The sequence below is a fragment of the Dankookia sp. GCM10030260 genome (assembly GCF_042666655.1).
Classification (GTDB): domain Bacteria; phylum Pseudomonadota; class Alphaproteobacteria; order Acetobacterales; family Acetobacteraceae; genus Paracraurococcus.
Genome location: NZ_JBHTDE010000009.1, coordinates 15,391 through 29,425, shown reverse-complemented (window position 1 = coordinate 29,425; position 14,035 = coordinate 15,391). Strand labels below are relative to the sequence as shown.

Here is a 14,035-nt window from a genome sequence, read left to right as displayed (position 1 = left end):
CGCCGGATTCTACATTCCCTGCCATGCAAAGGGATCGGAAATGCCCCTCCGGCGTTTCGAAACCTAAGCGACGGTCCCGCGGGATCGCCGCATGGGTCGAGATCGAGGGGATTAAGGAATGACGGTTGTCCTTGGGACGCCGGGCCGTGATGGCCTGTCGGCTGGCGGCGGCGGCGATCTGGTGGTCGCGGGGCGGGGCGATGATTTCGTGGTGGCCGGCGCCGGCGCCGATACCTTTGCCTTCTCGCCTGGTGATGGCCAGGACTGGATCCAGGGTTTCACCCCCGGCGTCGACAAGCTGCAATTCGCCGGTGGGCTGACCCCGGGCGGCATCAGCGTGCAGGCGACCACGCTGCTCGGCGTGCAGGGCTTGGCGGTGTTCTACAATCCGGGCACCTTCGAGCTCGCCTTCCTCGCTGGCGTCACCGCTCTGGGGCCGAACGACCTCACTTTCCGGTCGCTGCCGCCGGTCTACTTCGCGCCGCAGGCCCCGAACACCAACGGCGACGGCTTCGCCGACATCCTGCTGCAGACACCCTTCGGCACGGTGGTGAACTGGATGATGGTGGGCGCCAATGTCGGCGGCGCCGCCATCCTGGGCGATCCGCCGGCCGGCTATGCCGTGGCGGGCCATGGCGACTTCAACGGCAACGGCCGCAGCGACATGCTGCTGCGCGGCGCCGACGGCACGCTTCTGTCCTGGCAACTGGACGGTGCCGCGGCGCCGGTGCAGGGCTTCATCGGCGCGCCCGGGCCCAACTGGCGGGTCGATGGCGTCGACGACTTCAACGGCGACGGCCGCGACGACATCCTGCTGCAGAATGCCGACGGCACGCTCGGCATCTGGCAGATGAACGGCACGGCGATCGAGGCCGCGACCAGCTTCGCCAATCCGGGCAACGCGCTGTCGGTCGTCGGCACCGGCGACCTGAACGGCGATGGCCGCGCCGATATCCTGCTGCGCGCGGCGGACGGCACGCTGACCCAGTACCTGATGAACGGCGGCACGCTGCTGTCCCAGGCGGTGATCGGCAATCCCGGCGCCAACATGCAGCCGGTCGGCATCGGCGACTTCAACGGCGACGGGCGCGACGACATCCTGCTGCGCGGCGAGGACGGCGCGCTCATGGACTGGAACATCGCCGGCGGCACGCTGACCCTTATCGGCACGCCGGGGCCGCAGACCGAGGTGCAGTACACCGGCGACTACAACGGCGACGGCACCGACGACATCCTGCTGCGCGGCTTCGATGGCACCATCACGTTGCTGCAGATGGCCGGCGGCGTGCTGGTCGCGGTGCCGCAGGTGACCAACCCGGGCAACGACTGGAACATCGTGTGATGTCCCGGTCGGGGCGCTGCGCTACCAGCGCAGCGCCCTGATCGCGGCGATCGGGTCGACCCCCTCGCGCAGCGCCACTTGGCGCAGCAGCTCGGGCGAGGGGTCGTCGCCATGCTCGTGCTCGGCCAGGCCGGTCAGCGCCCAAAGCGCATCCAGCCCCGCCGCCTGGGCACCGGCCAGGTCGGTATGCGGCGTGTCGCCGATGGCGACCACCCGGCGGCGGTCGGCGATGCCGAGGATCTCCAGCACCGGGTCATAGACCGCCGGGTCCGGCTTGCCGACCTCGAAGATGTCGCCGCACATCGGCTTGTAGAGATCGGCCAGCGCGCCGGCGCAGATCAGCCGCTCGCCGCCCACCATCACGTGCCGGTCCGGGTTGACGCAGAGCATCGGCAACCGGTGCCTCGCCGCGGCTTCCAGCGCCGGCATGTAGCGTGACGCGTCATGCGCGCCGCGGTCGGGGTCGGGGCCGGTGTTCAGCAGGAAATCGGCCTCGGCGGCATCCGCCACCAGCACCGCCACGCCGTCCTCGGCGACCGAGAGGTCGCGCTCCGGCCCGATATGGAAGGCCTTCGGGCCAAGCCGGGCGAACCAGGGATGCTGCCTGTCCCGCAGCATCCGCCAGGCGATCTCGCCCGAGGACATGATGCCGTCGTACAGCGCGCGGTCGAGCCCCATGCGGTCCAGCATGCCGCCGATGAACCAGGCGCGCCGCGGCGCATTGGTCAGGAAGACGATCCGCTTGCCGCGCGCCTTCAGTGCGCCCAGCGCCTCCGGCACGCCCGGATAGGGCCGCTTGCCGTCATGCACCACGCCCCAGAGGTCGAGCACGTAGCCGTCGTAGCGGTCGGCGATCGGCGCGATGCCGTCGAGGATGTCCATCAGAAGTCCTTTCGGGCGTCGACGCCCACGGCGTCCGCAACGCCCGGAAAGCCGTCGCGCCGCAGCAAGGCGGCGAGTTCCGCCTTGATGCGCGGAATCAGTGCCGGCCCGGCATAGGCGAAGCCGGCATAGAACTGCACGAGGGAGGCACCGGCGCGGATCTTCGCATAGGCCTGCGCGCCGGAGGCGACGCCGCCGACCCCGATGAGGGTCAGCCGGCCGCGCGAGAGCCGGTACACCTGCCGCAGCATCGCGGTCGAGCGCTCGAACAGCGGCTGGCCGGACAGCCCGCCGGCCTCGCCGCGGTGGCGGCTGCGCAGCGTCTCCGGCCGGGCGATGGTGGTGTTGGAGACGATCAGCCCGGCGACCCGGTGCGCGACGCAGGCCTCGACCATCGGGCCGAGCGCGGCCTCGGCCAGGTCGGGGGCGATCTTCACCAGCAGCGGCGGGCCGCCGGCGCCGCGCACCGCGGCGATGGCCTCGAGGATGGAGACCAGCCGCGCCTCCCCCTGCAGGTCGCGCAGCCCGGGGGTGTTGGGCGAGGAGACGTTGAGCGCGACATAGTCCGCCACATCGGCAAGCGCCGCGAACAGCGCGGGGTAGTCGCGCTCCGGCACCGCATCGTCCTTGTTCACCGCGATGTTGGCGCCGAGCACCGCCGGCAGCGGCCGTGGCAGCGCGGCCAGCCGGGCGCGGAATGCGTCGAGCCCGCGGTTGTTCATGCCCATGCGGTTGATGACGCCCTGGTCTTCCTCGAGCCGGAACATCCGCGGCCGGGGATTGCCGACCTGCGGCCGGGGGGTGACCGAGCCGGCCTCGACGAAGCCGAAGCCGAGCCGCATCAGGGGCCCCACCGCTTCGGCATTCTTGTCGAAGCCGGCGGCCAGGCCCACCGGGTTGCGGAAGCGCAGGCCGAGGGCGCTGGTCGCCAGCACCCGGTCGTCCTCGCCGCGGTCGGCGCCGGCGAGGCCCGCATTGAGAGCCTTCAACGCCAACCCATGCGCCGTTTCGGCGTCGAGGCTGCGGACCAGGGGCATGAGGGCGGAGGCGAGGCGAGGGGTCATCGGCGCGGTGAATGCCCGAAGCGGGGCCCCAAGGGAACCCGCTTCCGATGCCGCGGCCGGCCGGGCCGCCGTTTCTGCGGCGCCGGGCTCGCCCCGCACGGCCGGGCCAGCCGCCGGCCCGGCGGGCTGCGGCCGGCGCCCGACCGGGCCGCCCCGCTGCCGCGCCGGGTCCCGCTGCAATGTCCGCCGCGCCGCCCCGATGCCGGCGCAATCCACCCCCGCGCCGCGCAGGGTCGGCAAGCGCGGCGCCTTCTGCGATACCCTGGACCGACATCCGGGCGACAGCCGAAGCGCCCATCGAGGACCGGGAGGATACCGCGTGAGGGGACCAGCGCTGCTGCTGGCCGGCATCGTGCTGTTCAGCCTGCTGGACGCCAACAGCAAGCTGCTGTCCGGCCAGTACGGCGTCGGCCAGGTGATCTTCCTGCGCTATGCCGTCCTGGTCCCGGCCTTCCTGGCGGCGCGGGCCATCCGCCCCGGCTTCGGCGGGCCGCTCGCCACCCGGCATCCCGGGCTGCATGCGGTGCGCATCCTCGCCATGATGGTCTCGGCCGCCAGCTTCTTCCTCGCCTTCCGGCAATTGCCGCTGGCCCAGGGCTACCTGGTCTTCTTCACCGCGCCCTTCCTGACCCTCGCCCTCTCGGCCCTGGTCTTGCGGGAAGCCGTGCCGCGCGCCGCCTGGTTCTGGTGCCTGGCCGGCTTCGGCGGGGTGCTGCTGGCGGTGGCGCCGAACCTCGGCGGCGGCGCCGGGTCGCTCGGCGGCTATCTCGCGGTGTTTATCGGCACCGTCGCATTCGCCGTCTCGCAGACCGTCAACCGCCGGCTGCGGGGGGAGCCCGGCTTGGTCGGCGTGGTGCTCTGGCCCGGCCTGGTCGGGCTGCTGGTCTTCGGGCCGATGGCCGCGGCCGACTGGGTGGCGCCGCCGCCGCTCGACCTGCTGCGGCTCGGGCTGAACGGGCTGCTGGCCGGCACCGCCGTGGTGCTGACCGCGGCGGCCTACCGCCATGCCGATGCCGCCCGGCTCGGCCCCTATGGCTTCGTCGCCCTGCCGGTCTCGGTCGCGCTCGACCTTGGCCTCTGGGGCGTCGCGCCGGACCCGGCGACCCTGCTGGGCGGGGTGGTGGTGGTCTTCGCCTGCGTGATGAGCGAGCGGGCACGCCGGGCGGCCGGCGTGGACGGCACCATGGCGCCGGCCGCCGCCCGTCTGCCGGTGCCGCCCTGACGGTGGCAAAAAAGCCGATCACGCCGGATTTCATGCCGCAGTTGAACAAAGTCTAACGGATTCGATTGCGCGAAATCACGTTCGGGCGATTAATGGGATGCAATTTCGTTGCCCTGGCTTCGCCGCCCCGGTTTCGCCACCCATGGTCCGGACCAAGGAGAATCGATGCCTCGCGCCAGGAGATGCGGGACGCCGGCAGCCTCCGCGGGGGATCGGTCCCCGGCAGGCCGGCCGTGACCGGCGGCATCCCGCCGGCGGTGCTCGCCGCGCTGCAGTCGGTCCTTGCCTCCGGCTCCGGCTGCGGGCGCATCGCCGAGGCGGAACGCGGGTTGATCGAGTCCCTGGGCGTCGCCGTCTATGCCGTCGACGCCCAGGGGTGGCTGACCTTCTACAACAAGGCCGCGGCCGAGCTCTGGGGCTGGTCCCCGCCGCTCGGCGAGACCCGCTGGTGCGGTGCCTGGCGGCTCTTCGCCCTGGACGGCACGCCGCTGCCGCACGACCGGACCCCGATGGCGGCCTGCCTGCGGGACGCCCGGCCGGTCCGCGGCCGATGGGTCTACGGCGAACGGCCTGACGGCACCCGGCTGCCCTGCGCTCCCTTCCCGACCCCGCTGCACGATGCCGCCGGGCAACTGGTCGGCGCCGTCGGCGTGGTGGTCGACCTCAGCGGCCTGCAGGCCGCCGATGCGGCGCGGGAGGTCAGCGAGGCCCGCTTCCGCGCCGCCCAGGAAGCCGCGCCGCAGGGCTTCATGGTCGGCGTGCCGGTGCGCGACGCGGCCGGCCGGGTGGTGGACTTCACCATCGACTATGCCAATCCGGAGGCGGCGCGGCTGTTCGCCCGACCCCGCACCGACATGCAGGGCGGCTCCCTGCGCGCACTGCTGCGCGGCGACCCGCGCACCGATGCGGTGATCGAGGGCTATGCCGGCGTGCTGGCCAGCGGCGAGCCGCTGCGGCGCGAGATCAGCTATGCCCGGTCGGGCGCCCGGCCGGGCCTGCTCTGGATCCGCAGCCAGACCATGCGGCTGGACGACAGCGTCGCCGTCGTCTTCGAGGATATCAGCCAGCGCAAGGAGGCGGAGGCGCGCATCCGCCACCTGGCGCTGCACGACGCGCTGACCGGCCTGCCCAACCGCGCCGCCTTCCAGGAACGCCTGGCCGAGGCGGTGCGGGCGAAGCGCGGCGTGGCGGTGCTGTCGCTCGACCTCGACGGCTTCCGGGTGGTCAACGATGCGCTGGGCCATGGCGTGGGCGATGCGCTGCTGCGCGAGGCGGCGGGCCGGCTCAGCCTGTGCCTGGAGCCGGACGACCTGGCGGCGCGGCTGGGCGGCGACGAATTCGCCCTGTTGCTGTGCGGCGCGCTGGTGGGCGAGACGCTGCGCAGCCGGGCGGCCGGGATGGCGCGGCGGCTGCGCGAGGCGCTGACCCGGCCTTTCCTGCTGGGCGAATACCGCGCCAGCATCGGCGCCACCATCGGCATCGCGGTGGCCGAGCACGACCGGCCGATGCCGCAGCCGGAGATGCTGCTGCGGCATGCCGACCTTGCGCTGTTCCGCGCCCGGGCCGAGGAGCGCGGCGGCGTCCGCTTCTTCGTCCCGCCCATGGCGGCGGAGCGCGAGAAGCGCCTGCTGCTGCACGCCGACCTGCGCGAGGCGCTGGGCACCGGCGCGGTGACGCTGGCCTACCAGCCGATCTTCGACCTGAAGCAGAACCGGCCTTCGGGGTTCGAGGCGCTGCTGCGCTGGACCCACCCGCGGCGCGGGCCGATCCCGCCCGCCGAGTTCATCCCGATCGCCGAGGAGACCGGGCTGATCCTGCCGCTCGGCGAATGGGTGCTGCGGCGGGCCTGCGCCGATGCGGCGACCCTGCCGGCGCATGCCAAGGTGGCGGTCAACCTGTCGCCGGTGCAGTTCGTCGGCGGCGAGGTGGCCCGGGTGGTGCGGGAGGCGCTTGAGGCCGCCGGCCTAGCGCCGCAGCGGCTGGAGCTGGAGATCACCGAATCGGTGCTGCTGCAGCGCAACGACGCGGTGCTGGCGTCCTTGCGCGAGCTGCGCGAGATGGGCGTGCGCATGGCGCTCGACGATTTCGGCACGGGCTATGCCTCGCTGGGGTACCTGCGGACCTTCCCCTTCGACAAGATCAAGATCGACCAGTCCTTCGTGCGCGACGCGGTGGCGCGGCCGGACTGCCTGGCCATCGTGCGGTCGGTCGCCGGCCTGGCGGCGGAGCTGGGCATGACGGCGACGGCCGAGGGGGTCGAGGGGCCCGAACATCTGGCCATGGTGCGCGGCGCCGGCTGCGCCGAGGCGCAGGGGTACCACCTGGGGCGGCCGATGCCGCTGGCCGAGGTCGTGGCGCTACTGGGGGGATAGGCAAGGCCGGGGCGGAATTGTCCTCCCGTTGGACGCATGCGTCCAACCTTCCGCTATCTTTGTGGGGTAGCACTCGCCGCGCGGCAGGTGCCGAGCCACAAAAGGGAAAAGTGGGGTTTGGGGAGGGAATGCCTTTCGTTCCGGTTCAGGCGGAGGCGAAGTCGCCGGCGACCAGCGTGGCATTCCCCGCATGCGACACGATCGGCGTCGCCGACGCCGCGCCATCCGCCAGGCGGTCCGCGTGCAGGTAGGTCACCCCGCCCATGTCGCGCAGGTAGGTGAAGCTCGCCGCGCCGGAGACGCCCTCGAAGCGCAGCACGTCGCCGCCGGCCACGCCCTCAGGGAATCTCCGCAGGAAAGCCGTGCAGCCCGTCGGCCCCGAGCGGCAGCGGCGTGACGCCGGCGACCGCCGCCAGCGGCAGCGCGCCATACAGGTGGGGGAACCGCCCCGGCCGGCTGCCCGCCGGCTCCCAGCGCAGCGCCTCGCCCAGCGCCGCCGCCTCCACCGCCACCAGCAGCAGGTCCGTCTCCCCCGCCCGGTGCTTCGCCGCGCTGGCGCGCAGCTGGCCGGCGGCCGAGAAATGCAGGAAGCCGTCGCGCCGGTCGTCGGCGCTGCCGCGGTATTCGCCGATCCGCTCGGCCTCGTGCCAGTCGGCGGCGCGAACCATGGTGTAGATCATCGGCTCCATCCGTCGCATCTCCCCCGCGCCGGTTGAAAGCCGGCCGCGGCTCCCGCATATCGCCCCTCGTTTCTGACGTCACCTGGTTGGGGGAACACCGTGAGCGAGACCGTGGAGCGGCATGAATTCGGCGCCGAGGTCGGGCGCCTGTTGGACCTGGTGGTGCACGCGCTCTATTCCGAGCGCGAGATCTTCCTGCGCGAGCTGGTCGCCAACGCCGCCGACGCCGTGGACCGGAGGCGCTTCGAGGCGCTGACCAATCCCGCGCTGGCGCTGCCCGAGGCGCCGACGCTCCGCATCCTGCCGGACAAGGCGGCGCGGACCATCACCATCTCGGATGCCGGGATCGGCATGGCCAAGGCCGACCTGGTCGAGCATCTCGGCACCATCGCCCGGTCAGGGACGCTGGCCTTCGCCAAGTCGCTGGCGGAGGCGCCGGCCGGCGACAAGCCCAGCCTGATCGGCCAGTTCGGCGTCGGCTTCTATTCCGCCTTCATGGTTGCCGACCGGGTCGAGGTCACCTCGCGCCGCGCCGGAACGGAGGAGGCCTGGCTCTGGGCCTCCGAGGGGAAGGGCGACTACACCCTGGCGCCGGCGGCGCGCGAGGAGGCAGGGACCGACATCGTCCTGCACATGAAGCCGGATGCGGACGAGTTCCTCGAGCCCTTCCGGCTGCAGACGATCATCCGCAAATGGGCCGACCACATCGCCATCCCCATCACCGTCGCCCGCGACGGCAAGGATGAGCCAGCCAACGAGGGCACCGCGCTCTGGCGGAAATCCAAGTCCGAGGTGACCGAGGAGCAGTACGCCGAATTCTACCGCCATGTGGCGCATGCCTTCGACACCCCCTGGGCGACGCTGCACTGGCGGGCGGAGGGGATGCTCGACTTCGCCGCGCTGCTCTTCATCCCCGGCATGAAGCCCTTCCAGGCGGTGGAGGGCGACCGCGAGAGCCGCGTCCGCCTGCACGTGCGGCGCATGTTCATCACCGAGGAGGCCGCTCTGCTGCCGCCCTGGCTGCGCTTCGTCCAGGGCGTGGTGGACACCGAGGACCTGCCGCTGAACGTCAGCCGCGAGATGCTGCAGGCCACGCCGGTGCTGGCCCGCATCAGGAAGGCCGTCACCGCCCGCGTGCTGTCGGAGCTGAAGGCCCGCGCCAAGGACACGGAGGAGTACGCCAGGTTCTGGGAGAATTTCGGCCCGGTGCTGAAGGAGGGCATCTTCGAGGATGCCGAGCACCGCAAGGATGTCGCCGCCCTGCTGCGCTTCCGCTCCTCGGCGGTGGAGGGCTGGACCTCGCTGGCCGACTACCTGTCCCGCATGAAGGAGGGGCAGGAGGCGATCTACGTCCTGTCGGGCGACGACGCCGCGGCGCTGGCATCCTCCCCGCAGCTGGAGGGCTTCCGCGCCAAGGGCGTCGAGGTGCTGCTGCTGTCCGACCATATCGACGCCTTCTGGCCGGACCGCCTGCCGGACTACGAGGGCAAGCCGATCCGCAGCGTGACCCAGGGCAGCATCGACCTGTCGAAGGTCGAGGGCGGCGCGCCGGCGGGCGAGGCGACCGACGTCACCGCCCTGCTGGCGCTGCTGCAGGAGGCGCTGAAGGGCCAGGCCTCCGAGGTCCGCGCCACCGACCGGCTGGTGGACAGCGCCGTGGTGCTGGCCGCACCCCAATACGGCCCCGACCTGCAGATGCAGCGCCTGCTGCGCCGCGCCGGGCGGGAGACCGGCGGCGCGCTGCCGGTGCTGGAGGTCAATCCGCGCCATCCGCTGATCGCCAAGCTGGCAGCGAACGCCGTCAACGACCCGCTGCTGGCGGAGACGGCCGGGCTGCTGCTGGACCTGGCGCGGGTGCAGGACGGCGACGTGCCGCGCGACCCGGCGGCCTTCGCCAAGCGGGTGGCGGCGGCCTTGGCCTTGGGGTGAAGCGAAGGCGAGGCCAGAGAGGAAGTATCCTCCCTGGCCCTCTTTTACCGAACTAGCGAACATAGCAAGGACGCTCGTGGCGTGAACGTCCTGATCTCCCGCTTCGCCGAGGCCGCCGGCCCGCAGCATGGCAAGAAGATCGCCGACCAGCTCCACCCCTGGCGGTCCACCGCCGTCCCCTAGTGGGTGGATCACGACGCGGTCTACCAGGGCGCGGGCTGCCTCCAGAGCGTCGGGCGCATCGCCGGCGTTCAAAGCGTCATGCAGTGTCGCTACCCGCTTACGGTAGACCTCGGCCAGGTTCGGGTGCAGCGCTGGAACGGAATGGGGCGTGGCGGCCGTCAGGCGCGCCAGTTCCGCCTTCCTGGCCTCGAGTCCCTCCAGCTTCGCCCGAAGACCGGCCGACGCGAGCCCCTCAGCAATCGCATCGACCAGGTTGGCGATCTGCCGCTCAACACCTCGCAGCTCGCGGCGGTGACCTTCGGCTGCTGCTCCGGCCTCGGCCGTCATCCTGTTCCATTCAGCGGTGAACTCGGCGACGAAATCGGCCACCAACTGGGGCTGCATCAGCTGCCGCCCAAGCGCCTCGCACACCCGCTGCTCCAGCGGTGTCCGGCGGATGGTGTCGCGGTTGCGGCAGGCGCCCTGCCGGGCATGGCGGCAGCCCAGATAGTCCTTGGTGCGGACCTCGAACAGGGCGCCGCAGCTGCCGCAGACCACCTTGCCCGAGAGGAGGTGCTGCGGTCGCCGCTGCAGCCAGTAGGCCGGCTTGCCGGATGGTCCAGCAGGGGATGCTGCGTCGGCCGCCAGGCGGGCCTGCACGCGCTCCCAGAGTGCATCATCGACGATCCGTAGATCAGGGACCGACTGGATCACGAAGTCGGATGGGCTGTTGTTGCGGCGCTGCTGCTTGCCGGTGGTCGGGTCCTTGAGGGAACGGCGCCGGTTCCAGACCAGGCGGCCCGCATAGATCTGGTTGCGCAGCAGGCCGTCGCCGCGGCGCGGCCGACCACGGATGGAGCTGTCGTACCAGATGCCGCCACCGGGCGCCGTGACGCCCTCGGCATTCAGCGTCATGGCAATGGCGCGCGGGCTGTGGCCGGCCGCGTACTCGGCGAAGATGCGGCGGATGACGACCGCCTCGGCCGCATCGATCTCGCGTAGGCCGCGCTCGGGCTCGCCGTCGGCGCCGAGGCGGATCACCTTGCGATAGCCATACGGCACCTCGCCGACCGCACGACCCGCCTTGATACGCCCCTCCAGGCCGCGCCGGGTCTTGTCGGCGAGGTCCTTCAAGTAGAGGGCGCCCATGGTGCCCTTGAGCCCGATGTGCAGCTCGGAGACCTCGCCCTCGGCCAGGGTGACCACCTGCACCCCGGCAAAGCGCGCCTGCTTGTAGAAGCCGGCGATATGCTCCTGGTCGCGACTAAAGCGGTCGAGGCTCTCGGCCAGAACCAGGTCGAGCTGTCCGGCCCGCATGGCCATGAGCAGGGCCTGAAAACCAGGGCGGAGCGTGGTGGCGCCGGAGATGGCGGCGTCGGCGAAGACCTCGACCACGGTCCAGCCCTCGCGCTCGGCGCGCACCCGGCAGATGCGGAACTGATCCTCAATCGAGGCCTCGCGCTGCTGGTCCGAGCTGTAGCGGGCGTAGAGGCCGCAGCGCATTATCGAGGCTCCTCGGCTTTGTCGGCCGGCAGAATGGTGCCACGTCGTAAGCCGGTCATGATGGCCTGCATGCTGCGGGCCGCCTCGAGGCTGTGCGCCTGGTTGTAGTAGCGCTCGGTGGTGGCCTGGCTGCGGTGGCCGAGCAGCTGGCTAGCGATGCCGATCTGGGCCGGATCGTCGATGGCGACGGAGGTCGCGGCGCAGTCGCGGAAAAGATGCGGGTTGATGCCCTGGCCGAAGGCCGCGCGGGTCGCCGAAATGATCCGGTCGTAGAGCGCCATGCCGGTCATCGGCGAGCCGTCGGCCGAGAGCCAGAGGGCCGCGCCCGCCGCCCGGTGCCAGCGCCCGCGCTGGCCGGCCAGCGTTGGCCGGTGCACGGCGAGCCAGGTCTCGAGCATCGGGATGAGCGCCTCCGGCCAGGGCATCTCGAGCGGCGCATGGGTCTTGGTCTCGGCGGCCGCGAGCACGATCCACCATGCCGCGTCGCGCTGCACTAGGCTGGTGCCGAGCGTGAGCCCGGCCAGATTGCGCCGGCGGAGTGGCCGGGCAGCGAGCAGCGCGATGGCCAGGCCGTCGCGGTACTGCACCGCCCGCTGCCGGGGTGTGCCGGCGGCCTTGGCCATCAGGTCGCAGCCGAGGGCAAAGAGGTCCTCCGCCCCGACCAGCCGCGCCCGCTTGTCGCGGGCCGGCTGGTGCCGGGCCCGAACCCGGCCGGCAAGCCGGCGCAGCCAGCTCCAATCGGCGCTGGGATCCATGACCCGGGCGGCCTGGTAGAGCTCCTCCAGCCGCGAGATCTGCGTCAGGGTGGCATTGACCTGCTGCATCTCGGCCAGCCAGGCGCCGACCGCGGCAGGGGTGATGCGCGAGCCGGGCTCGGCGGCGGCATCGAGCGCGCCGCGGTGCTGCAGCCCGGCCAGCCAGCGGCCGTAACCGACGCGCACCTTGTGGTTCGTCGCCGGCCGGAAGTGCGCCCGGCTGCCGCCGGGCTCGAGGAGGTCGCCGGGCTGGAGCGCTGCCAGCCAGCGCTCCCGGTCAACGGGCGGCCACTCGGCGAGGGTGAGGCAGCGCCGGGCCGGGTCCTTGGCGAGGGACCGGGTCATGTCCGGTCCCCGCCATTCGGTTTGCGCAGCTTGAGGATGGTGGCATCGAAGTGCCGCACCGCGGCCGCGGTCTCGAGGCCGGTGTAGTAGCTGGTGGTGGTCTCGATCGAGCGGTGGCCGAGCACGCGGCGGACCACCTCGTAGCTGCCGGGATTGGCATCGAGGTAGAGCTTGGCCGTGATGTGCCGGAAGAGGTGCGGGTGGACCTGCAGACCGGTGTGCTGGAACACCGCCTTGCTGATCTGCCGGCCCAGGACGGCGCGCGCCTTGCGGCCGCCATCCCGGCCCGGAAAGAGCGCCCGGCAGGTGGCCGTGGTCAGCACGGGTCGGTAGTCCTCCAGGTAGCACTCGAGCAGGGTGATGCTCTCGGGCGGGAGCGGGAACTCGAGATCCTGGCGGTTCTTGACCGCGGTGCCGGGGATGACGAGGTGCAGGCCCGCCCCGCGCCGGTTCGGCCGCAGCAGGTGCCGGTCGAGGTCGAGCGCGGCGAGGTTGTCGATCCGCACCGGCGCCATCAGCAGCAGCTCGATAGCCACGGCACTCTGCACCATGAGCGCCGCGCGGTGTTGCTGCCGCGCCGGGATGCGCTCGGCGAGCGCGAGCAGCCGGGCCGGCAGGCCGAGCAGCGCGCGGACGTTGGCCGGATCGTCGAACTGGCGCAGCCGCGCCCGGTTGGTCTCGGTCAGGGTTCGGCTGCGCACCTCGAGCCGGCGCTGCAGCGCGCTGATCTGCTCGAGGTGCGTCGGGGTCACCTTGACCCAGTGCCGGGCGATGGCCTTGACGGTCGAGAGCAGGTCGGCGATGGCGCTGCTGCTCTGGCCACCGCGGCGGTCGAGCAGGTAGCGAAGCGCCTCCTTGAGGGCGCCGATCTCGACCAGGTCGGCGAGGCTGCGCAGCGCGGCCGGGTCCCGCCCGCGGTGGACGAGGGCCGAGGCGACCATACGGATCTGGTGGTCGCGCGCGACGACCGTCCCCGGCTTGACTGGACGGAACGGCAGCTCCTCCAGCGGATCGCGCCCGGCCAGCCTGTCCAGGTAGGCGCGGGCGTCAGCTGCCAAGCCTGGCGCCAGAGCCGACCAAGCCACGATGTACCCTTTGGGGCGCAGGACCGGATCGACGGGCCGATCCGGCCAGCCCGGGCATTCCCGGCAGGCCCGGTTCCAAGCGCCCCGGGTATCGCGCAGCTGGGTCGCTGGCGACTTGAGCAAGCTGCGCTCAAGCGCCACTCCAAACTGCGCCATCACCGCCTCGTCCACCATCCCGGGCGCGAGGCCGGCAGCGCTGCAGTGGTGCAGGAAGCGGGTGAGGATGGCTCGCTGACTGCGGGTGGGCAGCGCGTCCAGCAGCGCCTGCCACTCGGGCGTCAGGCCATCGAGGTGCCGGCCCGGCATCATCGGCTCGGCCAGGTCGAGAGCCGCCCGAAGCAGGCTGCGGATATTGTTCCAGCGCCCGCGGCTCAGCCCGTGAGCTGCCGGCGCGATCTCAGCCAAGCGCGCGACCAGCAGCCGCGGCTCGAGTGGGATCAGCGCCGGGTCGCTGCCGAGCAGCTTGGCGATACTGCGCAGCGCAGAGAGCAGTTCCTGGCGGCGGCGGGCCGAGAGGTCGGGTGCGGCCTCGATCCAGCGGATCAGGTCGGCGAGGGTGCGAGGGACTGGTGAAGGTGGTTGGGGTGACATGGGGTGCCTCGTGATGACGCATGATGACTGGAGTATCGGATCGTGACTAGCTAGCATGCCAAAGGAACGCGCTCTGAAAGACCAAGTAATCACGAGCTGAATT

Annotated in this window: 10 protein-coding genes and 1 pseudogene; 4 read left to right on the top strand and 7 right to left on the bottom strand. The window is 71.9% G+C overall.

The features are described from left to right. The first annotated feature begins 118 nt into the window (after positions 1–118). Entirely contained in the window at positions 119–1,342 is a 1,224-nt protein-coding gene (locus ACFQS7_RS22665) for an FG-GAP-like repeat-containing protein (RefSeq protein ID WP_380069416.1), read from the top strand. Positions 1,343–1,363: 21 nt separating this feature from the next. On the opposite strand, the gene ACFQS7_RS22660 is transcribed toward ACFQS7_RS22665, so the two are convergent. Next, positions 1,364–2,224 (bottom strand): TIGR01459 family HAD-type hydrolase, encoded by an 861-nt coding sequence (locus tag ACFQS7_RS22660; protein WP_380069415.1) that lies wholly within the window; start codon positions 2,222–2,224, stop codon positions 1,364–1,366. Further along, positions 2,224–3,288 (bottom strand): quinone-dependent dihydroorotate dehydrogenase, encoded by a 1,065-nt coding sequence (locus tag ACFQS7_RS22655; RefSeq protein WP_380069414.1) that lies wholly within the window; start codon positions 3,286–3,288, stop codon positions 2,224–2,226. Before ACFQS7_RS22655 ends, ACFQS7_RS22660 begins: the two co-directional genes overlap by 1 nt. Positions 3,289–3,607: 319 nt before the next feature. On the opposite strand from ACFQS7_RS22655, the gene ACFQS7_RS22650 reads away from it, so the two are divergent. Next, positions 3,608–4,510 (top strand): DMT family transporter, encoded by a 903-nt coding sequence (locus ACFQS7_RS22650; RefSeq protein ID WP_380069413.1) that lies wholly within the window; start codon positions 3,608–3,610, stop codon positions 4,508–4,510. A gap of 233 nt (positions 4,511–4,743) precedes the next feature. After that, a complete protein-coding gene (locus ACFQS7_RS22645; protein WP_380069412.1) occupies positions 4,744–6,882 on the top strand; it encodes a putative bifunctional diguanylate cyclase/phosphodiesterase in 2,139 nt (712 codons plus the stop codon). Between the two features lie 145 nt (positions 6,883–7,027). On the opposite strand, the gene ACFQS7_RS22640 is transcribed toward ACFQS7_RS22645, so the two are convergent. Both ACFQS7_RS22640 and ACFQS7_RS22635 read right to left on the bottom strand, forming a co-directional pair. Continuing rightward, the gene (locus tag ACFQS7_RS22640; protein WP_380069411.1) at positions 7,028–7,216 is read right to left on the bottom strand and encodes a hypothetical protein; all 189 of its coding nucleotides are present in this window, start codon (positions 7,214–7,216) and stop codon (positions 7,028–7,030) included. Positions 7,217–7,220: 4 nt separating this feature from the next. After that, a complete protein-coding gene (locus tag ACFQS7_RS22635; protein WP_380069410.1) occupies positions 7,221–7,571 on the bottom strand; it encodes a DUF952 domain-containing protein in 351 nt (116 codons plus the stop codon). A gap of 90 nt (positions 7,572–7,661) precedes the next feature. Here ACFQS7_RS22635 and htpG point away from each other — a divergent pair, with 90 nt between their 5' ends. Further along, positions 7,662–9,491: a molecular chaperone HtpG gene (gene htpG / locus ACFQS7_RS22630; RefSeq protein ID WP_380069409.1), complete on the top strand. Its 1,830-nt coding sequence runs from the start codon at positions 7,662–7,664 to the stop codon at positions 9,489–9,491. Positions 9,492–10,130: 639 nt separating this feature from the next. Here the strand turns inward: htpG and ACFQS7_RS22625 are convergent. The 3 genes and pseudogenes from ACFQS7_RS22625 to ACFQS7_RS22615 all read right to left on the bottom strand — a co-directional run. After that, positions 10,131–11,156 (bottom strand): annotated as a pseudogene (locus tag ACFQS7_RS22625) (recombinase family protein); the annotation flags it as partial. Beyond that, the gene (locus ACFQS7_RS22620; RefSeq protein ID WP_380069408.1) at positions 11,156–12,256 is read right to left on the bottom strand and encodes a tyrosine-type recombinase/integrase; all 1,101 of its coding nucleotides are present in this window, start codon (positions 12,254–12,256) and stop codon (positions 11,156–11,158) included. The pseudogene ACFQS7_RS22625 and the gene ACFQS7_RS22620, both read right to left, overlap by 1 nt. Next, a complete protein-coding gene (locus ACFQS7_RS22615) occupies positions 12,253–13,932 on the bottom strand; it encodes a tyrosine-type recombinase/integrase (RefSeq protein WP_380069407.1) in 1,680 nt (559 codons plus the stop codon). The genes ACFQS7_RS22620 and ACFQS7_RS22615 overlap by 4 nt, the downstream gene beginning before the upstream one ends. Positions 13,933–14,035 lie beyond the last annotated feature (103 nt).

What these genes read in the sequence shown, in the direction of transcription:
- ACFQS7_RS22660 (WP_380069415.1), bottom strand. Translation starts at nt 2,224, where the DNA reads ATGGACATCCTCGACGGCATCGCGCCGATCGCCGACCGCTACGACGGC.
- ACFQS7_RS22615 (WP_380069407.1), bottom strand. Translation starts at nt 13,932, where the DNA reads ATGTCACCCCAACCACCTTCACCAGTCCCTCGCACCCTCGCCGACCTG.
- ACFQS7_RS22665 (WP_380069416.1), top strand. Translation starts at nt 119, where the DNA reads ATGACGGTTGTCCTTGGGACGCCGGGCCGTGATGGCCTGTCGGCTGGC.
- ACFQS7_RS22620 (WP_380069408.1), bottom strand. Translation starts at nt 12,256, where the DNA reads ATGACCCGGTCCCTCGCCAAGGACCCGGCCCGGCGCTGCCTCACCCTC.
- ACFQS7_RS22635 (WP_380069410.1), bottom strand. Translation starts at nt 7,571, where the DNA reads ATGGAGCCGATGATCTACACCATGGTTCGCGCCGCCGACTGGCACGAG.
- ACFQS7_RS22655 (WP_380069414.1), bottom strand. Translation starts at nt 3,288, where the DNA reads ATGACCCCTCGCCTCGCCTCCGCCCTCATGCCCCTGGTCCGCAGCCTC.